Source organism: Maribacter antarcticus DSM 21422 (assembly GCF_000621125.1).
GTDB lineage: Bacteria > Bacteroidota > Bacteroidia > Flavobacteriales > Flavobacteriaceae > Maribacter > Maribacter antarcticus.
Genome location: NZ_JHZC01000007.1, coordinates 64,058 through 87,345 on the forward strand (window position 1 = coordinate 64,058; position 23,288 = coordinate 87,345).

The following is a 23,288-nucleotide window of genomic DNA, read 5'->3' on the forward strand; positions in this document are numbered from 1 at the left end:
TCTCTCTTAGCCTTTTAAATTTATCTTGCTTTTACCCTTGCTCAAAACGTCACCTCAGCTTCCACTTTCTTTCCGTCCCTATCCACAACAACTTTTGCAGTGTTGCCTTCTTCAAAAGCGGATAAGGCGCGCATATAACTCATCATATCCACTACCGTGCTATCCCCCAATTGAACAACGATATCACCCTTTAAAAGTCCGGCATTATATGCAGGTCTGTCTTCTGAAACACCATCAATTCGCATTCCCTCACCATCAAAAAGATAATCTGGCATTACACCAAGCATTACTTTAAAGCGAGGCACTTCTTCGCTCTCGTTCTTGGTTGTTCTAAAAGAGAGCTTTGGTTTATCATCAAGTTCGGCAATAACCTCCATAATATAATCACCTATCATTCTCATACCTTCATAATTTAATTTTTCTGCGTCGTCAGAAGGTTTGTGGTAATCTTCATGCTGGCCAGTGAAAAAATGTAAAGCGGGAATATCCTGTAAATAAAAAGAGGTATGGTCACTTGGTCCCATTCCAGATTCACCCAACACCAATTTAAACCCAGGGTTTGTGCTGTTCAATACTTGGTTCCATATAGGCGCAGTTCCTGTCCCTGTGATAGAGAGGGTTTTGTCTTCGCTCAAACGGCCTACCATATCCATATTAATCATGTAATTGGCGAAATCAAAATCTATCGTAGGGTTTTTACAGAAGTAATTACTTCCTAAAAGACCCATTTCCTCGCCCGAAAACCCAATAAAAAGATAGTTACTACCGGTAATAGAGTCTTTCAATTTTTCAGCCAATTGAAGCATAATACCCACACCGCTCGCATTATCATCTGCCCCGTTATGCACAGCTTCACCTTCAGTATAGAGTGAACCTTCGCCACCCAAGCCCAGATGATCATAATGCGCACCAATGACAACTGTTTTTTTAGCCTGATTATCAATATATCCAATTACGTTCGTCCCCGTAATACTTCCATCGCTTGAAACAAACTGAGCCTTGGTATGTGGTTCGGTCTTTGGTTTAAAAGTAAATGTCTGGAAGTAGGTACCTGCATTTCCTTTTGGTAATAGCCCTATGTTTTCCATTCGTTGCTGCAGGTAGTTTGCAACAATTAACTCTTCTGGAGTACCCGTTTCACGGCCCTGTAAACTATCGTTAGCTAAGAAGAAAACATCTTCCTGTAACGCTACTTTTTTAACTAATTCCTTTTTACAAGAAGTCGAAATAACAAAAATCACAAGTAAAAATATAATTATACGAGCCATAGCCTTTATTTTTTATTCAAAAATACATATCAAATAAGAATTCCTTTTGTTATGTTCGTTCTATTTCTAGTAGGAAGCTGTAAAACTGAAACGAAACCAACGGTAGAAACTCCAAAAGAGGTAAAATCTTTAATGGCTGACAGCGATACACTTATCTATCCAGAAGAGAACTATTTTAAGCGTATTCGTCAAATCACGTTTGGCGGTGATAATGCCGAAGCCTATTGGAGTTGGGATGATAAACAGATGATATTTCAATCGTACAACAACGCTTGGGGCATGGAGTGTGATCAAATGTTTTTGATGCATATAGAAGAGGCCTTTAAAGATAAAAAACCGCCTACGGTCAGCACAGGAATGGGGCGTACCACATGTGCCTATTTTCTCCCAGAGAATAAACACTATGTGTATGGCTCTACACATTTGGTAGACAAAGAATGTCCAGATGTTCACTTGCGTAAAAATGGAAACTACGTTTGGCCGGTCTATGAATCCTTTGATATTTTTGTGACCAACCTTGAAGGAAATATTACAGCACAATTAACCAACGAAATAGGTTATGATGCAGAAGCCACGGTGTCTCCCAAAGGTGATAAAATAGTGTTTACTTCGGATAGAAGCGGAGATTTGGAGCGCTACACCATGAGTTTGGACCGTATGGATGTCAAACAAATCATGGACGAGTTGGCTATGATGGCGGTGCCTTCTTCTCTCCTGATGGTAGTAAATTGATTTTTAGAGCATCGCGTTCATAAACGCCCGAAGCAATAAAAGAATATAAAAGATCTCTTGGCTGAAGGCCTGGTAGAACCGACGGATATGGAGTTGTTTCTCTGTAATGCCGATGGTTCTAATCTCAAGCAATTGACATTTTTAGGCAATGCGAATTGGAGTCTATTTTTTCATCCCTCAGGAAATAGAATTTTGTTCTCCAGTAATTTTGAGGCTGAAAAAGGTTTTCCTTTCAACCTCTATTTTATTAATATCGATGGAAAGAATTTGGAACGTGTAACCCATGGCGAAACCTTTGATGCCTTTCCTGTATTCTCAAATGACGGTAAATATTTGGCTTTTCCCAGCAACCGGAATAACGGTAGCACAAGAGATACCAATCTGTTTATTGCAGCATGGCAAGAGGACACAAATGATTAATACAATGTAGTAAGCTAAACCTTAGTGGTTTTAGATTCTATTACGCTCCTCTACCCTTTTTCTCTTTTTGTTGTTCCTTATCTTAGTGTTTCCAAAAGAATACCTAAACCCTATCAACAGCAGTCTATTCTCTCTTCTTACAGAAGATGAATTGTCTTGAGTAAGATATTGACGGGTGAAAAACTGATTGCTCTGATTAAAAACATCCTCAATAGCCAATGAAATACTGGCGCTCTTATTCCAAATGGTTTTTCTCAATGTAAATCCTAGTTCGTTAATGGAGGCCCTTTTGGAATTACCTATGATGATGGGTGAAAAGTAAGTAAAACTAGCATCGGCAAACAAAGATTTATCCTGCAAAAAAGTGACGCTTTGAGTCGTTCTAAAATAGGTTATCCAGGCCGTATTCTCCAATAATTGCCCGGTATCAAAATCCCTAAAACTATTTGCTTGGTAGTAGTGATTAAACAACATATAAGAGGACCACCTGTTCGTGAAATCTTTATTAAATATAGCATCTATCCCATAGCTCTTGTTCTCTTCTAAGTTTGTGGCAATAAAACGCAATAAATTGCCTGAATTATCTTGAGAAACCTGTTGTAAGAAATCGTTAATACGGATTTCATAAAAGGGCCTTAGGGTAAAGCTTTTGTTTAATGTATACCCAAATGAAACAAAATTACTAAAGCTGGGCAAGAGATTGGGGTTGCCCTCTAATACAGTATTATTGTTCTGAAAAAACTGAAACGGATTCAACCAACTATACCTTGGCCTAGTAATACGACGGTAATAATTAAGCTTAAATACATGTTTCTTTTTATGGGTGTACAATACTGAAAGTGATGGGAAAAGTTCCAAATAGTCATTGTCATTACTACTGGTGTCTGTGTCCATCCTACCTTCGGTTTCGGTATATTCTGCCCTAAGCCCCATGTTAACCTTCCATGTGTCCCAGCTGTTGTTCATGCTAAGGTAAGCCGCTGAAATAGCTTCGTCGTAAACAAACTCCCCGGCTTCGGTAGGGTCAATACCAGATTGGCTCCTGTCAAAACCTTCTTGTTCAATAGTGTTATCAGATGCAATGGACGCATATCTAAGACCTGTTTCTAGTTTAGAAGATGTGCTAAGATTGGCGGTATAATCAGCTTGAATACTAAACAACCCTGTATTTTGAACAGATTGTGTGATAAAGTCGTTCTCTCCAATAACAGCTCCGTTCACATCAAAAAAATCAGTATCAATGTCCTGTTCGAGATCATAATCATAAAACGTATAGTGTGTATTAAATGAAAGCTGTGAACCTTCTTTCTTTAATTTATGAACCCAATCCAAATATAGCGACGTATTGTACAATTGAAAATCCGAATCGTTTGTTGTATCAAAAGCAGCATTAGAGATGCCTTGGGTGTCTGTAATATCGGTTTCAGAAGATGAAAACCTATTCGCATCTGGGGTCAAGGAGTTGATTGTAGACAAACTGATGGTGTTTCGTTCATCTACATTATAATCAAAAAATACGCTTATATTATGTTTTTTACTCTTGTCAATATTATTTTGATCTGCTGTCCAAATTTCATTAGGTAGGTTGTTCTCAAAGAAATTGGTTATGTCTATATATCGAGTCAGATGCTTATTGTTCTGAAAGGAATAGGCTAGAGAAAAATCCGTTTTTTTCCCTTTAAAAAAGTGATCAGTTCCCAAGGTATGTTTAGCGAAAACACCTTGTATGTATCTATTATATACAGAGCCATTGTAGCCAGCCACCAAATTGGTCTTCATCTTTATATCTATCAGAAGGCCGCCCTCGGCACTGTATTTTGCTGGAGGACTGGTAATTACCTCTATCGCTTCTACATTGCTTGCAGAACTGCCAGACAATAAGTTAATTACATCGCTTTCAGGAATATTTACCTTTCGCCCGTTAATCAGAATACCTATATTTCCTATGTTATTTACAGTCAACTGGTCGTTAACAATGACAATACCTGGAGTGCGTTTTAATACGTCCCAAATATCACTATCAGACAAGGCTGTGTTTTCAATATTAAAAACATAACGATCAGCCTTTTCTACCAATCTAGGTTTTTGGGAGGTAACCACCACTTCGTCTAGAGCCTGTAGCTCGTTTGAAATAATCAAGTTCCCTACATCTAAGTCTGTTGTTAAAGAAATAGTTAGGGTGTCGGATGTGCTTTCTATGTAACTGGCGAACAAAAGGAATTCACCAGCTTCCACACTATTTAATTTAAAAAGTCCATTTGTATCTGTGGTTGCCCCTTTTACAAGCGTACCATCCGTTGTTTGCAAGAGAACATTGGCAAAAACAAGTGGACTTTGGTCTACATTCAAAACCGTTCCTGTTAATTCAAATTCTTGTCCGCTAACAAACGAAAACGATACAACTAAAAATAAAAAAACTCTAAAATTTAACTTCATTCAATACACTTGACTAAAGATTCTAAAAATAAACAATGTAATGGGAAATATCCTACATACATGTAGTTATTGTAAATTTGGTGGACTATTCCGAGTTCAAACGATCCCGCTCATTCTTATCTATTTCACGGTCATTATCCTTTAATCTAAAGTTTCCAAAATTATAGGTAGCTCCAAAACGGATATATTGAGTTTCCGGAATGGCAAGAATATTATTATCCTGATTCAGATATTTAGATGTTGCTTTACCATTAGCCTTTCCTAACATGTCATTTACGGTGAAACTTACCAAAGCTCTTCTATTCCAAAAGGATTTTCGAACCCCAAAAGTAAGGTTGGTGGTTTCTGCCATAATAAAAGATCCTTGTAAAAAACCGGAAAGATAGGTAAGCCCTAGCTCGCCCTTGAAGGTGCCATCTTTAGAGAGCGTCAAGTAATTAGTAATATCCGCATAAAAGCCATCGAACTCATTTTTAATGGCCACATTACCGCTTTGTGTAGCTAAAAAGGTTTCGTCCTCATGAAAAATAGAGATGTAACTGTACATATACCAATTGTTGGTGATAGATTTTCCGTAGTTAAAATCGAAACCGTAAGAGGTGCTTTCCAATACGTTTTGGGTGATGTTCCTCAAAATCTGATTTTCATTGTCCTGAAAGTAAAGTGTGGAAATAAAATTCCCATTATTACGGTAATACACATCAAAAAACAATTCTTGATTTAAGGTGTAGTTTAGGTTAAAGTTGTTGCTGAAATTAGGCAGCAGCTCAGGGTTGCCTTCTAAAAAATTATTTTCATTGATAAAGGTTCTGAACGGATTTAAATCTTGATAGCGGGGTCGCACCAATTTTCTAGAATAATCAAAGGAAAAACTATGATTCTCATTTCGGTTATGTAACAGATAAAAAGTAGGAAACAATTCAAAATACTCTAAATTGTTGATGCTAGCCAAGGCCAACGATGTTCCGGTACTTTGGGTATGCTCTGCCCTTACCCCTCCTTTTACGCTCCACTTTTCCCAATCATGCGAAAAGCTTGTGTAGGCAGCATACACGTTTTCGTCATACAAAAAACTGTCTGATAAAGCTGGGTCCAAAACCAAGCCGTTATTTGTTGAAAAATAATCCAAAGTACTTTTAGAATCTATAAAAGAGCCTTTTACGCCCACTTCTACATTAGTGGCGCCCAATAGTCCAGAATAGTCGACCTGTGCCGTAGCAATTTCTATATCCTGATTGGCGTCCGTTAGAAAGTTAAAATCCCTTATAAATGCCCCCTCCGGGTTAAAGTAATCAGAGTTGACACGCTGAGAGCGGGACAGGTCAAATGTTGTGTAATGTCCATTTATAAGCAGCGAACCATTTTCCTTGAATGTATGCTTATAGGTAATATCTCCGGATATGTTGTTCTTTACCTCATCCTCAGGGCTTGCCGTAGTAAACGTAGAGTCAATAACATTAATACGATTGAGCATAACCGTGTTCTGCCGATTATCGTATTTTCGATAAGGGGATAATTGTGCGTTTGAGGTAAGGTTTAGCTCATTTCTATCGTCAAACTCATAATCCAATACCAAACCAGCCACATGCGTTCGGAATCTACTTGTATTATCAAAATTTGTTATCCAACGAGAATACGCACCAGTACCATCTATAAAATTAGTTTCACCCTGTACGCCCTTAAAATCTTTTCTGGGAGCAAAGGCATAACTAAGGTTCAGGTTCAGCTTTTTAGTCTTATAAAAATGTGAAGTGCCAAGATTATATTTTGAAAAAACACCTTGGGTGTACGTCGTGTTAATATTACCCTTGTAACCCAAAGAAATATTCTTACTAGTTATAATGTTCAACACCGCTCCTCCCTCGGCATCATATCTCGCAGGAGGATTACTAATGACCTCTACCGATTTTATATTTTCCCCTTGGTAATTTTCTAAAAGATTTCGTACTTCCTCTGCAGACAATTGCACTTTACGGTCATTAATATAGACCGTAGCGGCTTGATTTCTAATTTGCAGTTCGTCCTGCATCGCAATAACCCCGGGAGTTTGTTTCAAAATATCCCAAGATGAACTTTGTGACAGCACCGTATTTTCGACAGTAAATACCAAACGATCTACTTTACGCTCTACTTGTGGTCTATTAGCCGTCACCACCACCTCGTCCAGTTCTTCAGATTCTTGTGTTATGATAACAGCTCCAATAAGAATATCCTTGGAAATGTCCAGCACCATGTTATTGGAAGTCCAACCAATATAACTTGCCTGCAATAGGTAAAGCCCTTTGGGGATATTCGTTATTTCAAAACTTCCGTAATCGTCTGCGGAACTGCCTTTTACCAAAACGGAATCTGAAGAACGCAACAAAAAGACAGAGGCGAAGGGAATCCCTTCGTTCTTTTGGTCTCGAACCTTACCCGAAAGCCCATAGGACTGACCTTGGGCTAATTGACCACAAAACAAGGCCATATAAAAGAGTAGGGGCAATGATTTCACTTTAGTTCTTGGGGTTGGTTCCCAAAACTAATGAAATATTACGGTTTTTCTGTATAAAATATGTAATCCCTTCTTACGGTGGTCTTCATCAAAATGGGCCGTATTTTCAGTTAGTAAGCTTCAAATTGCGCTGTAAATTAGAGTATCTTTGCGGTTGCTTTTGAATCTATTGCTATTGTTACGTTTTAAGCGCAAATTTATTAGTCTGTTTTACTATGAAAAATATTAGAAATTTTTGCATCATTGCCCATATAGACCATGGTAAGAGCACCTTGGCAGACCGCTTACTGGAATTTACCGGTTCGGTTACCGATCGTGAGAGTAAGAATCAGTTGTTGGATAGTATGGATTTGGAACGGGAACGTGGTATTACTATAAAAAGCCACGCCATCCAAATGGAATATACCTATAAGGGCGAAGAATACATCCTTAACCTCATCGATACTCCTGGCCATGTAGATTTCTCTTACGAAGTATCCCGTTCCATTGCGGCCTGCGAAGGTGCTCTTTTGGTTGTAGATGCTGCCCAAAGCATACAAGCTCAAACAATTTCAAACCTCTATTTAGCGCTGGAGAATGATTTGGAGATAGTTCCAGTGCTTAACAAGGTAGATTTACCCAGCGCCAACCCAGAGGAAGTAACAGACGATATTGTAGATCTTTTGGGCTGTAAAGCAGAAGAGATAATCCCTGCAAGTGCAAAAACAGGTATTGGTATAGAAGAAATACTAAGTGCCATCATTGAGCGTATTCCAGCACCCAAAGGAAACTTGGATGAATCTTTACAGGCCCTGGTCTTTGATTCGGTCTATAATTCTTTTCGTGGGGTAGAGACCTATTTTAGGGTCATCAACGGGGAAATAAAAAAAGGACAAAAAATAAAATTCGTAGCTACAAATAGGGATTATTTTGCGGACGAGGTGGGTACTTTAAAGTTAACACAAGAGATTAAGCAAAGTGTAAAAGCAGGTGATGTTGGTTATTTAATAACAGGTATAAAGGATGCGCGAGAAGTTAAGGTGGGTGACACCATAACAGATGCTGCAAATCCTACAAAAAACCCTATTCGTGGTTTTGAGGACGTAAAGCCCATGGTTTTTGCCGGCATCTATCCAGTGGACACCGAAGAGTTTGAGGAATTGCGTAACTCTATGGAAAAATTACAACTTAACGATGCCTCTTTGGTGTTTGCGCCGGAAAGTAGTGCCGCACTAGGTTTTGGGTTTCGTTGTGGTTTTTTAGGAATGCTTCATATGGAGATTATTCAGGAACGCCTGGAACGGGAATTTAATATGACTGTAATTACAACGGTGCCCAACGTAAGTTACCATGCCTTTACCCGAAAAAACCCAGAGACACCTCTAGTTGTAAATAACCCTACAGATTTGCCTGATCCCTCGAGTATAGATCGTGTTGAGGAACCGTATATCAAAGCTACGATTATCACAAAAGCAGACTATGTTGGCAATGTGATGTCTTTGTGTATTGAAAAAAGAGGACAAATTACAAATCAAACGTATTTAACCACGGAACGTGTTGAGCTTAATTTCGATATGCCCTTGGCGGAAATTGTTTTTGACTTTTACGATCGTTTAAAAACGGTTTCCAAAGGCTATGCCTCTTTTGATTATACGCCAATAGGTATGCGACCTTCTAAACTCGTTCGTGTTGATATTTTATTAAATACGCAACCAGTAGATGCGCTATCTGCTTTGCTTCACGCTGACAATGCAGTGAGCATTGGCAAGAAAATCTGTGCAAAGCTAAAAGAACTTATTCCTAGGCAACAATTTGATATTCCGATACAAGCAGCCATTGGCGCAAAAATTATTTCCAGAGAAACTACAAAAGCATTGCGTAAAGATGTTACCGCCAAATGTTATGGTGGAGATATTTCGCGAAAACGTAAACTATTGGAAAAGCAGAAGAAAGGTAAAAAACGTATGCGTCAAGTGGGTAACGTAGAGGTGCCACAGGAAGCTTTTATGGCGGTGTTGAAATTAAATGATTAATAAACTCTTTTGCTATGGATAGCAAAAGAGTTTATTTTAACTGCTTTTATAAGGTCTAAGAATAGTTAGTTTTATAAGCTGCCACATCCATCTTCCAAGGCTTGAACATATTCTGCTGCAGACACCCCTTCATGCTCCTCGGCTGTTAACACTTGAGTCTCTCCTAAAATAGAAACCGTTACAATGTCGTCTCCATTATCACAAGATGCGGTGGTAATAGCTGTTCCTAAAAAATCTACAGAACATGAAGCACATATGTTGTCATCATCATCATCGAAACATCCTACGAACTCTAAACAGGCAACTATAATTAAACTAAATACTAATTTTCTGATGTGATTAGTTTTTCTTATTAAATCTAAAAACAAACTTATAGTAGTTCGTGCTTTTGAAGTAATTTTTGCTGTCTATACAAGAAAATACGTTGTATAATTCAAGGGTTAGTAGCTAAAGGCCTTAGGAAAATGTGCTGACTGAGGAAACAATAGCACTATTATACAGTGCAAAAAGAAAAACGACTAATAGCGTTCTACTTTCACATTATTCCAAAAAAAAAGTTAGAGCATAGTATTTATTTAAGCAACTAAACCATCACAAGCTATTGTTCAGAAGTTACCGCAGCTCCATTTTTAGTTCCTGACGAAAGCATTTTTCCTAAATAAGCTAATTTATAGCCCGCTGTAATGTCCGTAAAATCTTTACTGAATGCTGAGATGATTTTAAGCTCTCCCTCAGGGGTTTTCAGAAACAAGGGTACAATGTCCGCGTCAGCTTTTGTGATTTCTATAAGACCTTCGTAATGTTCCGTATCATTAAGTTCTATTTCATGGATAATAGGGTTCTTTCTTGCAGCTTCCGTCAGTTTAATGAAATCATCGGTATGTGAAAAGAGCCCTTCTTTTGGGTTGTTTTCAGGGTCGTTCATTTCATCAGTATCTACCAATCTATATGAACCATTTTCTCCAAAATCTTTCTGAAGCTTATCTATTGTGTACTTGTTAATATCCGAGTTTCCAGTTAAGGCCATTAAATAACCTACATCGCTCAATTCTATATAATCACTAAGAGTGTCGGCATATATATTAGCTGAAAAAGCCTCTAATCCTAATTTTACAGCTTTATTTATATTAGACTCATTATTATCTATTAACACGGCGTGCCTGTTGTTCTTTAGTAAGTAACTGGCAATAAGCCGTGAAACTTTGGAAGCCCCAATAATAAGAATGCCCTCAGATTTATTCAAAAAGACTTTGACTACTTTGGCAAATAATCTTGCTGTAGTAGCATTGAGCAATACTGTACCTAGGACAATCATGAAGACCAAAGGCGTAATATATTCGGCTCCGGGCACTCCATTAGCAATTAATTTTGAACCAAAAAGAGATGCAATCCCTGCAGCAACAATACCTCTAGGGCCTACCCAACTTATAAAGAGTTTCTCCTTTAATAATAAATTAGAACCCGCTGAGCTTAGAAATACCCCCAAAGGACGAATCAAAAACACAATTACAGCAAATAATCCAACTGTTTTCCAAGTTAGAATTAATTTAAGATCTGAAATATTAATATTGGCTGACAACAAGATAAATAATATCGAAATCAACAAAACACTAAGCGATTCCTTAAAATACAATAACTCTTTTCGGTTGGGCAAGTCCATATTTCCCATAACCATTCCCATAACTACAACAGCTAATAGTCCAGACTCATGCGCAAATATTTCCGACTCTACAAAAACCAATAAGACTATGGATAAGGAAACTACATTTAAAAGATAGTGTGGTATAAAGTTCTTTTTAATGGCAAAAGCCAAACCATGTGCAAACGTGAATCCGAAGGTGAACCCAAAGAGCAATATTTTTCCAAATTCCATCAGCGCGGTCATCGTGTAGCCTTCCCCACCACCAACACTTATGAATTCAAAAACCAATACAGCCGCCAATGCGCCAATAGGATCAATTAAAATTCCTTCCCATTTTAAGATGGTAGAAACATCTTTTTTCAGCGGTATATTTCTAAGAATCGGTGTAATTACAGTAGGACCTGTTACGATAATCAAGGCAGAAAATAAAAATGAAATCTGCCAACTAAGCCCAAATATAAAATGAGCGGCCAAACCTGCAGCTAAAAAGGTAACTAAAGAACCTAAAGTTATCAGTTTGGTAATGACAGGTCCAACATTTTTTATCTCAGAACGTTTTAGGGTAAGACCTCCCTCAAAAAGAATGACACTTATCGCTAAGGATACAAAATAGTACAATCCGTCACCTGGAAACAATCCTTTTTCGCCATTCCAAATGGGTTCTATCAATTTGCCCCCATCTTCTGTATAAAGGGTAGCTATTGGGCCTACAATTAATCCAATTAAGATTAAAGGCAATATAGCAGGCAACTTTAAACGCCATGCCACCCATTGGGCAACAATGCCTAAAATAATGATTCCTGCCAACTCTACCATAGTTTCAGTTTTGGGTAAAAATAATAATTTAAAAACCGAATTTTGCGTTTAGTTTAAAATCAAATTAATGATTCTTCATGGTAAGTCGTAAAACAGAGCAAGCTGATCTTTCTGTATATTTATCCTTGCCTGTGCCAAATAAGATGCTGAGCCAATTATCCTTTTGCGGAGTTCCAAGAATCAATAAATCATAACTGGCAGACATATTTGCGATAGTAGAAATAGAGTCACTATTCCTTTTAATTAGTACTGAGCTTTTAGCGGGCACTTTCTCTAAAAGCTTCAATGAATTCTCACGCATCGCTTTCTCATCTTCTTTACTCATAGTTTCTGAAACAACATGTAATAAGGTTAATGAAGCACCATAAAAAGCACAAATTCTATCCGCTACTGCTATGAAATTTTTGTCTTTACGTCCTGGCCTAAGAGCTAAAAGCACCTTGCCAATATGTCTCACCCCTACATCTTTAAAAAGGGCGAAATCAGAATTTATATTGGTTAACAACCATCCTATAGGATTACTTACTAAAATACCGCTGTGAGCCCTGCCGTTCCAACCCATAACCAACCAATCACAATGGGTTTGATTGCTTAGTTCATGAATTGTATCAGAGATTTCATGTGTAACGGCTGCTTCAAAATCTATAGTGATATTTTTAGAAATGGCTAATTGAGAAATACGCCTTTCCAAGCTATTTATCTTTGGACTTTCTGCTACCATTGCGTCCAAAAAAGTTTGATTTGGAACTTCCGTAATATTGACCGTTTGTATTTTATCTCTTTTGTTTATTGCAGCAGCAATTTCTACTAGCATTTCAGGAGAGGTTTCATTCCCCAAAAGCGGCACCACCACACCAGCATTAGAAGCTAAGTTTCCATCTAAATTCTGTAGTACTTCTGATTGATTGTTCCTATATGTTATCTCTTTACCCTTTCTTTTGTAAAAAAGATACAATGCTGGTCTATGTCCATATTTTCTTAAGATTCCAGTTCTTGTAGCGCCTTTTCCAAAATAAAAATAGATTAATACTCCTATAATTAAAATTGCAATAATGGCCATAAAAGGCCCTAAGCCAAGAAAAATTAATAAGGCAATACCGCTTCCTATACCAAATAATTGTACAAAAGGATATAAAGGAGATTTGTAGGGAGGAGCATACCATTGTGCTGAGGTTTCTCTTAAAACGATAACACAGGCGTTTACGAGAATAAACATCATCACCATGAATGCACTTGCTAATTTTGCAATTTTTTCAACATCTAAGAATAAAATGACCAAGGCCATAACAAAGCAGGTCATTGTGATTGTTACTACTGGAGTTAAATATTTAGAATGTATTTTAGACATAAAATCTGGCAACAACTTATCTATAGCCATCGCAAAAGGAAACCTAGATGCAGCCAGCACCCCAGAATTCGCCATAGATATCAATGTAATTACCCCTACAATAGCTGCTACATAACCAATCACACTTCCTCCCAAAAGATTGGCAATGGTATAAATAGGTTTAATGTCGGTTTTTAATTCCTGTAAGGGAAGGTTGCCTACTAATACGAATGCCACCACAACATATATTGTAGTCATAATAAAGAGCGATAAAATCATCGCCCTTGGCAGGTTAACACTTGGGTTTTTAATTTCACCGGCTATGGCAGCAACTTTAGTTACCCCAGCGTAAGAAATATATACAAACGCTACTGTAGTAAATAGTCCCATATTACCCTTGAGTAAAAAAGGATCTAATAGGGCTGCAGAAGTTCTTGGAAGTCCAAAAATTAAAATGATGGCAAGACTTATTAAACTTATAGATACAACTACTATTTGAACCTTCCCTACCTTCTTTACGCCCAAAATATTTAAAAACAAAATAATCATTAAGAAAACGAGAGCTACATATTTGGTTAGGCCTGGTTCTATGTCCACTAAAACAGTTAGGTATGCGCCAAACCCAACCAAAGCAAAAGCGCTTTTAAGTAAAAGGGAGAGCCAAAGACCTATGCCTGCAATCGTGCCAAAGAGAGGGCCAAAAGCACGTTCAATATAAACATAAGTTCCACCCGATGAAGGCATTGCAGTAGCTAATTCAGACTTTGATAACGCTGCTGGCAAAATACAGACTGCTGCCAAAAGATAAGCCAGCCAAACCGAGGACCCCGTTTTTGCCGCGGCTAAACCAGGAAGCACAAATATACCGCTACCCAACATACCACCTATACTAATGGCAACAACTGATGTGAGGGATAAACTACGTTCTAATTTTTTCAATTTGGATGGGTGTGAAGGCTAAAAATAGGCTTTTTTTCCTACCTAATAAATGATAAACTATTCTTAATACTTTAAGGATTACACAAGGTTTTACTATTTTGCCAGTTATGACGATTTACCCCATAGAAACTGGTAATTTTAAATTAGATGGCGGTGCTATGTTCGGCGTGGTTCCTAAAACCATTTGGCAACGCACTAATCCGGCGGATGCCAACAACCTCATAGACATTGCAGCCAGAAGTCTCTTGATTAAGGATGGCAATAAACTTACCCTTATAGACACTGGTCTGGGCAACAAACAATCCGACAAGTTTTTTGGCTATTATCACTTATGGAGCGATTACAATTTGGATTCGTCCTTGGCAGCACATGGTTTTCAAAGAGATGATATCACGGATGTTTTTATGACCCATTTACATTTTGACCATTGTGGTGGATGCATACAATGGAACAAAAATCGCACAGGATACGAACCTGCTTTTAAAAATGCTAAATTTTGGACGAACGAGGATCATTGGAAATGGGCAACGGAACCCAACCCTAGGGAAAAAGCTTCATTCCTAACCGAAAACCTGCTCCCCATGCAAGAAAGTGGCCAGCTTCACTTTTTGCGCATGAACCAACTTCCGTATATGGAAACTTCCGAATTAGGTTTTGGAATTCATTTTGTAGACGGGCATACGGACAAACAAATGCTTCCTCAAATTAGGTATAAGGGTAAAACTATCGTTTTTGTAGCTGATTTAATCCCCACTGTGGGCCATATCCCTTTAGTTTATGTAATAGGGTACGATACCCGCCCTTTACTTACTTTAAAAGAAAAAGGAGCTTTTTTAAACTATGCTGCAGAAAACAAAATCTATCTCTGTTTTGAACATGATGCCCATAACCAACTATGCACCGTAAAGCATACCGACAAAGGCGTTCGTTTAGATAGTATTTACACTTTTGATGAGCTCTTTAATTAATATCTTTGTCTATTACAGGCTAAAAAAACAACCATAAACCCGCGCTTTGCGTAAAAACAATTTTTAAACACATTCCACTAATAATTAAAATATGAATAGTACTCTTTCCAAATTTGCTTTTCTTCTTTCGTTACTTACCCTAGTAGGTTGTGGAAACACAAGAGGATTAATTCTTACCCCTGTTGAAAACATAGATACTACCCCCTTAAAAATTACCGGCCTTACCACAAAAGAGAAAAAAAATTGGGGTCATTTAGACTTAGTATCGGATACTATTCCTGGGATGAGCGTTGACAAAGCTTACTCGGATATCATTAAAAATAAAAAAGGAAAAAAGGTCATCGTAGCCGTTTTAGACTCAGGCATGGATTTAAGTCATGAAGATTTGGATGATGTGCTTTGGACCAACAAAGGTGAGAAGCCAGGAAATAACAAGGATGATGATGGCAACGGATATGTAGATGACATTCATGGGTATAACTTTTTAGGAGAATCCTATAACGAGCAGCTAGAGTTTGTGCGCATGCTTAGGCTAAACATTGGCGACCCAACAACCTTAGCGAAAGCAAAAACAAAATTGGATAAAGAATATCAAGAAGCCTTGCAGAACAAACGACGGTATGGGCAGATTTTACAAGCGGTAAAAGATGCGGATGCAGCTGTTAAAAAACAATTGGGAAAGGACAGCTATACCAAAAAAGAGGTGGCTACCATGGAAACAACCGACGAAGGTATGCTTAGAAACAAGGCTGTTTTAGCACAAATGTTCGACATAAAAGATACGATTTCAGAAGTAATAGAAGAATTAGGAAGCGGCCTCAAACATTTTACCGGTCAGATAAACTATAACCTCAACAAAGATTTCAATGGTAGAAAAATAGTAGGTGACCACCCTTATAATTGGAACGATACCAATTACGGAAACGGAAACCCGAACAACCGCGTAAAGGACGAAAGCCACGGAACACACGTAGCGGGAATTATTGCAGCGGAACGTAACAATGGTAAGGGTGCGAACGGTGTGGCCAATAATGTTGCTATTATGAGTATCCGTGCTGTGCCTAACGGAGATGAGTACGATAAAGATATTGCTTTGGGGATACGATATGCTGTGGATAATGGTGCTAAGGTTATCAACGGTAGCTTTGGTAAATCATTCTCCCCAAATGCGCAATGGGTGTATGATGCTTTAAAATATGCCGCAGAAAAAGAAGTGCTTTTTGTGCATGCTGCAGGTAATGATGGAGCCAATTTAGATGATTCTTCCAACCCTAACTTTCCAAATGACCAAGTGAATAATGGTGCTGAATTCTCGGATAATGTAATCACGGTTGGGGCCTTGGACCCAAAATATGGCTCGGCGCTTTTGGCTTCCTACTCTAACTACGGAAAAATAAATGTAGATGTATTTGCGCCCGGTACGGATATCTATTCTACCTACCCGAATAACGAATATGAATACTCCCCAGGTACTTCAATGGCTGCGCCTGCCGTTGCGGGTGTTGCTGCCTTATTATTTTCCCAGTATCCCAGCTTAACAGCGTCACAGGTTAAGAAAGTTATTTTACAATCAGGATTGCCCATAAAGGCGAAAGTGGTGTTGGGTGGCAATACTGCCAAAAATGCTACGCTTCAATCTATATCCGTATCCGGTAAAATTGTAAACGCCTACAACGCTTTGATTATGGCTTCAAAAGTAGCCAGCGGCACACTTCAACTTTAATTATAAAACGATGAAAAAAATGCGATTATTAGTAACGATACTCCTAGTTCAGGGATTTGTTTTTTCGGCCTTGGCACAAAATCAAACCTCCTATTGGCAGCAACATGTAGATTATGCTATGGAAGTGGACATGGATGTAGAAACCTATCAATACACAGGCACTCAAAAGTTGGTCTACACCAACAATTCGCCTGAAGAACTAAATAGAGTTTACTATCATTTGTATTTTAACGCCTTTCAGCCAGGTAGCGAAATGGATGTGCGATTGCAGAGTATTACAGATCCGGATAGCAGAATGATGACTGAAAATAAAAAGAGTCGGATTTCGGTATTGTCCGAAACAGAAATGGGCTACCTACACCCGGAAACCTTAACGCAAGATGGGCAAAATGTAAGCTTTAGCGAAGAAGGCACCGTACTCGTAGTAGATTTAGCAAAACCAATTGCTCCTGGTGCGAAAACCACTTTTAATATGCATTTTAAAGGTCAGGTGCCTCTTCAAATTAGAAGGTCTGGTCGCAATAACACAGAAGGTGTTGCACTTTCCATGGCCCAATGGTACCCTAAATTGGCAGAGTACGATTTTGAAGGTTGGCATGCCGACCCATATATAGCTCGTGAGTTTCAAGGTGTTTGGGGCGATTTTGACGTAAAGCTTACGATTGATAAAAATTATACCGTTGGCGGTACAGGATATTTACAAAATCCGCAAGAAATTGGACATGGTTACGAAGCTGCCGGAACTAAGGTGAAGAAGGAAAAAGGAAAAACGCTGACATGGCACTTTAAAGCGCCAATGGTTCATGATTTTATGTGGGCAGCGGATTCGGAATACCTTCATGACACCTTGCAAATGGAGAATGGTCCTACCTTACACTTCTTGTATAAGGACAATCCAAATATTCTGGAAAACTGGAAGAACCTGCAACCAAAAACGGCAGCAGCTATGGCTTTTTTTAATAAAGCTGTAGGGAAATATCCTTATGAGCAGTACTCGGTTATCCAAGGTGGTGATGGCGGAATGGAATATGGTATGAGTACCTTGATTACCGGAGAGCGAAAATTCAGTAGCCTAGTCGGTGTAATGGCGCACGAATTGGCGCACTCATGGTTTCAGTTTGTTCTTGCCACGAACGAGGCTAAGCACGAATGGATGGACGAAGGCTTTACCTCCTTTATTTCCAGCCTCGCCATGAATGAAGTCATGAATCAAGGCAAAGACAACCCTTTTGAAGGTTCCTATAGAGGATATTTTAATTTAGTAGCTTCCGGAAAAGAACAACCACAGAGTACCCACGCTGATCGCTACGATGTTAATTTTGCCTATGGCGTTGCTGCGTATAGCAAAGGAGCTATCTTTTTATCGCAACTAGGCTATGTTATTGGTCAAGATAAATTAATGGCAACCTTAAAAAAATATTATGCTGACTTTAAATTTAAGCATCCTGTACCCAATGATATAAAACGAAGTGCGGAAAAAGTGTCCGAAATGGAACTGGATTGGTATCTAATGGACTGGACGCAAACCACGAATACCATTGATTATGGCATTAAAGAAGTTGCTGGTGAAGGCTCTGAAACCAAGATAACCTTAGAGCGCATTGGTCTAATGCCTATGCCTATAGATATTCTTGTAGTCTATGCGGATGATACCCGGGAAACTTTTTATACGCCCCTGCAGATGATGCGCGGCGAAAAAGACAACCCATACCCTGCTATTCCTCGAACAGTATTGGAAGATTGGCCTTGGACTAATCCAAATTTTGAATTTATCCTTAACAAGCCTATCTCCAGAATTAAAGCAATAGTAATAGACCCCTCTTTATTGATGGCCGATGTAAATGCGGAGAATAACGTTTGGCAAGCTCAGGAATAACAGTGAACAGAATAGCATATGTGTATTGTTTTGTTCGGTTTTTTTAATAGTACTGGCTAAGAGCTGAACAAAATATTAACTTAATAGCAAACTCCTTATTCTTAATAACGGGGCTAGTTACATAAGATAGGATAACTATTAATCGCTTGATACGTGGATTTCGATTACCCTAAAAAGGAAAAACTTAAGAGTAAAATACGCATTACACAGTTGTTTGCAGAGGGAAAAACACTTACCGTTTTTCCTATCAGACTAATTTACCTAAAAATTGACAATCAGGAGGCTTTCATCAAAGCGGGGGTAGCCGTGCCTAAAAAAAGGTTCAAAAGTGCAGTATCGCGTAATCACCTTAAACGACTTTTAAGGGAGTCCTATAGATTAAACAAAGCCTTAGTTTTTAACAATACAGAAGACAAGTTTGCGTTTCTGTTTTTATACCTTGGCAAGGAAACGCTTCCTTTTGAGGTAGTGCAGCATAAAATGACACTTTTGCTGAAAAAATTTAACGCCCATATATCAGAACGTCCTTAAAGGATTTATGATACAAGGCGATGCCACAATTCACATAAATCTATATCAATAGGTTGTCTTAATTTTGTTTAGATGAAAAAGATAATTAGAAAAAGAGTCCTTGTTCCCATCATAGCCCTTACTTTCCTTGCAGTTGGCAGTAGTTTTAAGAGTGACTTTTTTGAGATTGCCAAACAGATAGAGATTTTTACCACCCTTTTTAAGGAGTTGAACATGAATTATGTGGACGAAACTAATCCTGCAGAGCTGATGGATACGGCTATAAAGAACATGTTGGAAGGCTTGGACCCTTATACCAAATTCCTAAACGAGCAAGACGTGGAAGCCTACCGCATTAACAACGCAGGTGAATATTCAGGCATTGGAGCCCTTGTGCGTTCCTATAAGGACAGATTGCTTATCGTGGAGCCTCATGAAGGATATCCTGCGGATAAGGCCGGTCTGAAAGCTGGGGATGAAATCATTCAAATAGGTGATATTAAAGTAGCCGATTTTGAGGATAACGCTAGCGAACTTCTAAAAGGGGCAAATGGCACATCAATTTTTATTACGTACAAACGACAAAATAAGATAAGTAGCACCACTATCAAACGCGAAGGCATAGAGGTAGATGCCGTTCCTTTCTACAGCATGATAGGTGAAAAAACCGGCTACATCGTGTTGTCCAAATTCAATGCAAAAGCGTCTAGCCAAACGAAGTCTGCACTGATAGACTTAAAAGGAAAAGGAGCGGAGAAGATTATTTTGGACCTACGCGATAATCCAGGCGGGCTACTTTCTGAAGCTATAAACGTGACCAATCTCTTTGTGGCACAGGGAGAACTCATCGTTACCACAAAATCCAAAGTAAAAAAATTCAACAGGGAATATAATACAAAAAACAAACCGGTAGATACTGAAATTCCGTTAGTAGTGCTCGTAAATGGCAGAAGTGCATCGGCAAGTGAAATTGTTTCCGGCAGCTTGCAGGATTTGGACAGGGCGGTTATCATGGGCGCACGCAGTTTTGGAAAAGGATTGGTCCAACGCCCTTTAAAATTAACTTACGGCACACAGTTAAAAGTGACCATTTCTAGATACTACACCGCTTCGGGTCGCTGCATACAATCCCTAGATTATTGGAACAGAGACGACAACGGAAAAGCCGTTCGTAATACACAATTCAATGATTTTACAACACGCAACGGCAGAAAAGTACAAGATGGTGGCGGCGTCTTGCCTGATATTGAAATAGCCACTGCAAAAACCAACGACCTTACCAAGGCTTTATTACAAAACAATGTCATTTTTGACTACGCTACCGATTACCACTACGGCAATACCTTAAGCTCTGTTGATGACTTTAAGTTCTCCAGTACAGACTTTAATAATTTTAAAGGCTTTGTAAAAGCGAGCGACTTCTCCTTTGAAACAAAAGCGGAAGAAGCTATTAAAAAGGCGCTTTCTGGGTCAGAAAACGACTTCTTGGGCCCCAACGTAAACGATAGCTATAAGAACCTCTTGGCCAATATTGAAAAAGGGAAGATAACAGCCTTAGACAAATACCAAGATCAAATTCAAAAGAATCTTGAGGATGAAATCGTAAAGCGCTATTTCTACAGGAAAGGCTTGTACTCCTATTACCTCAACCACGACGACGCCATTATGGCAGCTACAGAATTACTAGAAAACGAAAGTAAGTATACTGGAATTTTGAAGTAGGGTATACCAACATAAAAACCACTTTTAGATGCCTTAAAATTTGATTCATATCTTTCTATAAAATTTGATTGTAAAAAGAAAGGTGCTATGTCCTTTTTATTTTAAATATTTTAAGAGCTTTTGATGAAGAAATCGGTGTTACGTGTATTCTGTTTGCTAAAAAGAACCTGTCCTTTGGCCATCGCTCTTGTCCTCCTTTTAGGCTGTACTACTAAGACCAAGGTTGCTGGTAATTTCAACTTACTACCGGTACCACAACAATTTGAGATTACGGGAATAAGCGATTTTGATTGCTCCAATGTTCACTCTTATTTTAACGCAACCAAAAGTTGGCTTCCTGTATTCGACAACCAATTAAAGCATCTAACCGAAGCGAACGACATCAATAAATCCCACGTGGTTTTAAACCTTAATTTGGCTTTAGATTTAAATCCAGAAGGGTATACGCTTGACATTACCGAAGATAAAATAACGATCACGGGTAAAGATAAAGCCGGACTTTTTTATGGATTGATGAGCTTGAGTCAACTGATGGAAGATGCATGCGAACAAAATGCCAATCTACCACTGACCACTATTACAGATTTTCCAGAATTAAGGTATCGTGCTGTCCATTTGGATGTGAAGCATCACTTAGAAAAAACAGAATACTACTACAAACTCATAGATAAGCTGGCGCGGTACAAGGTCAATGGCATTATCACTGAGATGGAAGACAAGCTAAAATTTAAGCGACAACCAATAATTGCTTCTGCAGATGCTCTATCCATAGCAGAGTGGAAAGGTATTAGTGAATATGCAACAGCACGAAATATAGATTTCAGCCCTTTAATACAAGGACTTGGGCACGCCTCCTTTATTTTAAAACATCCTGAATATTATGCGCTTCGTGACAATGTGGAAAGTGACTGGGCATTTAATCCCTTGGACCCAAAAACCTACGAGGTACAGTTTGACCTTTATTTAGATGCCATAGAAGCAACGCCAAACGGCAAGTATTTACACGTAGGTGGAGATGAGGTGCATACCACGGGGAAAGATAGCGGAATATCTTCTTTAGAACTGCAATTGATCTGGTTGAGTAAAGTAAGCAAATTTGCTGAAAAACATAACCGTATCCCTATCTTTTGGGACGATATGCCATTGAAACAGGCCGATGTATACGACCCCATGTTCCGTCCAGAAATGAGTAACAAAGAAGTGGACAGTGTCTGGGTAGAAAACGAACACAAGCTCACGGCGTTTTTGGATCGGTTTCCCAAAAACTGCATTTATATGCGTTGGAACTACAGCTCGCCAGAAGCTATTGGAAACACCAAAGCCATGGAGTGGTTCAGTAGTAATGGACTACACGTTATGGGTGCCACAGCAGGCCAAACCCGCTGGGTGCTTATGCCGCAGGAAGAAGGCAATATGGAAGCGATTAAAACATTTGCAATCAACTCTATAAATACAGGTACGAACGGACTCCTATTAACCCTATGGGACGATGATTCACCCCATTTTGAACTATATATGCGTGGAATTATCGCTTTTTCTGAATATACATGGTCTGGAAATAAGCGTAGTAAAGCTGATATAAAGTCGGCCTACCGGCAACGAGAGTTTTCAAATAAGTTGGCAGATAGTTCTTATGCCTTTATAGGCGAATTAGAAAAACCAGTAGCCTTCTGGAAAAATGTGCTTTTAAAAGGAAACAAACGAAATTATCTATCTACCATGGAGGACCCATTAGTAGAGGGCGTTATTGATTTTCCAGACCCAAAAAACCGAGGCGCTTGGAGTAAAAAACACAAAGATCGACTCGCAGATACTGAGAAGTTTATAGCTAGCTCAGACAGTATTGCAAAAAAAATAGTCATAATGAAATCCAAAGCGGTTCGCAACACCTATACGCTTGATGTCTATGAGCAAGTAAACACTATGGCTGGTTTTGCGCCAAAATTATTATTGGCTTTGAAGGCTTATGATAATTCCGATACACCTAAGGCAAAATCAGAGGCACTAAAATACCTAAACAAACTACAAGAGACGTTTGCCGTACTACGAGAGGAATTTGAATCTGTCTATGCAAAAACTCGTATTCTTGAAAAACCAGAAAACTATAAACTCGACCAAGACCATCATGTGCATTTGGCCAACCAATCCTTAAATTTCGATTGGCAGTTTAAAGCAGAAATGCTATTTTTTGAAAAGCTGGAGAAAGAGTTAGGGGAAGCTGTTTATTTGGAAAGTGCTGAATAAGTGGGAAAAGAGAACAAAGACGAGAGACAAAAAAATTAATTAGGAGATACGATTCGTTGAGTATTTGAACTGAAACCCAGAAGGGGAACCATTTAGCACAAGGTGTAAGGCGAACAGGCTTTTTTCAACTTTAACTTGACTCTTGTACTTCCGATAAAA

At 38.7% G+C, this 23,288-nt stretch carries 13 protein-coding genes and 1 pseudogene; 8 read left to right on the plus strand and 6 right to left on the minus strand.

Annotated features, from left to right (window positions below; genetic code table 11):
* Nucleotides 1-41: 41 nt before the first annotated feature.
* Complete coding sequence (locus Q360_RS0107215; protein ID WP_027076490.1) at nt 42-1,268, minus strand: M28 family peptidase; 1,227 nt, start codon at nt 1,266-1,268, stop codon at nt 42-44.
* A gap of 51 nt (nt 1,269-1,319) precedes the next feature.
* Here Q360_RS0107215 and Q360_RS22680 point away from each other — a divergent pair.
* Nucleotides 1,320-2,420: pseudogene (locus Q360_RS22680) on the plus strand (TolB family protein).
* 30 nt (nt 2,421-2,450) lie between these two features.
* On the opposite strand, the gene Q360_RS0107225 reads toward Q360_RS22680, so the two are convergent.
* Both Q360_RS0107225 and Q360_RS0107230 read right to left on the minus strand, forming a co-directional pair.
* Nucleotides 2,451-4,856 carry an outer membrane beta-barrel family protein gene (locus Q360_RS0107225; protein ID WP_027076491.1) on the minus strand — a complete coding sequence of 802 codons (2,406 nt, stop codon included), beginning with the start codon at nt 4,854-4,856 and terminating at the stop codon, nt 2,451-2,453.
* Between the two features lie 85 nt (nt 4,857-4,941).
* Complete coding sequence (locus Q360_RS0107230) at nt 4,942-7,350, minus strand: outer membrane beta-barrel protein (protein ID WP_051554620.1); 2,409 nt, start codon at nt 7,348-7,350, stop codon at nt 4,942-4,944.
* A gap of 215 nt (nt 7,351-7,565) precedes the next feature.
* On the opposite strand from Q360_RS0107230, the gene lepA reads away from it, so the two are divergent.
* Nucleotides 7,566-9,362, plus strand: a complete 1,797-nt coding sequence (gene lepA / locus Q360_RS0107235; RefSeq protein WP_027076493.1) for a translation elongation factor 4 — start codon at nt 7,566-7,568, stop codon at nt 9,360-9,362.
* Between the two features lie 71 nt (nt 9,363-9,433).
* Here lepA and Q360_RS0107240 read toward each other — a convergent pair whose 3' ends face one another.
* From Q360_RS0107240 to Q360_RS0107250, 3 genes are all read right to left on the minus strand, one after another.
* Entirely contained in the window at nt 9,434-9,730 is a 297-nt protein-coding gene (locus tag Q360_RS0107240) for a hypothetical protein (RefSeq protein ID WP_027076494.1), read from the minus strand.
* Between the two features lie 230 nt (nt 9,731-9,960).
* Nucleotides 9,961-11,820 carry a cation:proton antiporter gene (locus Q360_RS22685; RefSeq protein WP_051554621.1) on the minus strand — a complete coding sequence of 620 codons (1,860 nt, stop codon included), beginning with the start codon at nt 11,818-11,820 and terminating at the stop codon, nt 9,961-9,963.
* A gap of 64 nt (nt 11,821-11,884) precedes the next feature.
* The gene (locus Q360_RS0107250) at nt 11,885-14,086 is read right to left on the minus strand and encodes an amino acid permease (protein WP_027076495.1); all 2,202 of its coding nucleotides are present in this window, start codon (nt 14,084-14,086) and stop codon (nt 11,885-11,887) included.
* 107 nt (nt 14,087-14,193) lie between these two features.
* Here Q360_RS0107250 and Q360_RS0107255 point away from each other — a divergent pair, with 107 nt between their 5' ends.
* The 6 genes from Q360_RS0107255 (at nt 14,194) to Q360_RS0107280 (ending at nt 23,129) form a co-directional block, all read left to right on the plus strand.
* Nucleotides 14,194-15,054: an MBL fold metallo-hydrolase gene (locus tag Q360_RS0107255; RefSeq protein WP_027076496.1), complete on the plus strand. Its 861-nt coding sequence runs from the start codon at nt 14,194-14,196 to the stop codon at nt 15,052-15,054.
* Nucleotides 15,055-15,145: 91 nt separating this feature from the next.
* Nucleotides 15,146-16,777 (plus strand): S8 family peptidase, encoded by a 1,632-nt coding sequence (locus Q360_RS0107260; protein WP_027076497.1) that lies wholly within the window; start codon nt 15,146-15,148, stop codon nt 16,775-16,777.
* Between the two features lie 19 nt (nt 16,778-16,796).
* Entirely contained in the window at nt 16,797-18,653 is a 1,857-nt protein-coding gene (locus Q360_RS0107265) for a M1 family metallopeptidase (RefSeq protein WP_394331940.1), read from the plus strand.
* Between the two features lie 153 nt (nt 18,654-18,806).
* The gene (locus Q360_RS0107270; protein ID WP_027076499.1) at nt 18,807-19,184 is read left to right on the plus strand and encodes a ribonuclease P protein component; all 378 of its coding nucleotides are present in this window, start codon (nt 18,807-18,809) and stop codon (nt 19,182-19,184) included.
* A gap of 72 nt (nt 19,185-19,256) precedes the next feature.
* Complete coding sequence (locus Q360_RS0107275; protein WP_027076500.1) at nt 19,257-20,885, plus strand: S41 family peptidase; 1,629 nt, start codon at nt 19,257-19,259, stop codon at nt 20,883-20,885.
* A gap of 123 nt (nt 20,886-21,008) precedes the next feature.
* Nucleotides 21,009-23,129: a glycoside hydrolase family 20 zincin-like fold domain-containing protein gene (locus Q360_RS0107280; RefSeq protein WP_036195398.1), complete on the plus strand. Its 2,121-nt coding sequence runs from the start codon at nt 21,009-21,011 to the stop codon at nt 23,127-23,129.
* The last annotated feature ends 159 nt before the right edge of the window (nt 23,130-23,288 follow it).

Bases quoted from the DNA above. Each gene is read 5' to 3' on its own strand.
- Q360_RS0107225 (WP_027076491.1), bottom strand. From the start codon at position 4,856: ATGAAGTTAAATTTTAGAGTTTTTTTATTTTTAGTTGTATCGTTTTCG.
- Q360_RS0107260 (WP_027076497.1), top strand. From the start codon at position 15,146: ATGAATAGTACTCTTTCCAAATTTGCTTTTCTTCTTTCGTTACTTACC.
- Q360_RS0107265 (WP_394331940.1), top strand. From the start codon at position 16,797: ATGCGATTATTAGTAACGATACTCCTAGTTCAGGGATTTGTTTTTTCG.
- Q360_RS22685 (WP_051554621.1), bottom strand. From the start codon at position 11,820: ATGGTAGAGTTGGCAGGAATCATTATTTTAGGCATTGTTGCCCAATGG.
- lepA (WP_027076493.1), top strand. From the start codon at position 7,566: ATGAAAAATATTAGAAATTTTTGCATCATTGCCCATATAGACCATGGT.
- Q360_RS0107215 (WP_027076490.1), bottom strand. From the start codon at position 1,268: ATGGCTCGTATAATTATATTTTTACTTGTGATTTTTGTTATTTCGACT.
- Q360_RS0107255 (WP_027076496.1), top strand. From the start codon at position 14,194: ATGACGATTTACCCCATAGAAACTGGTAATTTTAAATTAGATGGCGGT.
- Q360_RS0107275 (WP_027076500.1), top strand. From the start codon at position 19,257: ATGAAAAAGATAATTAGAAAAAGAGTCCTTGTTCCCATCATAGCCCTT.
- Q360_RS0107280 (WP_036195398.1), top strand. From the start codon at position 21,009: ATGAAGAAATCGGTGTTACGTGTATTCTGTTTGCTAAAAAGAACCTGT.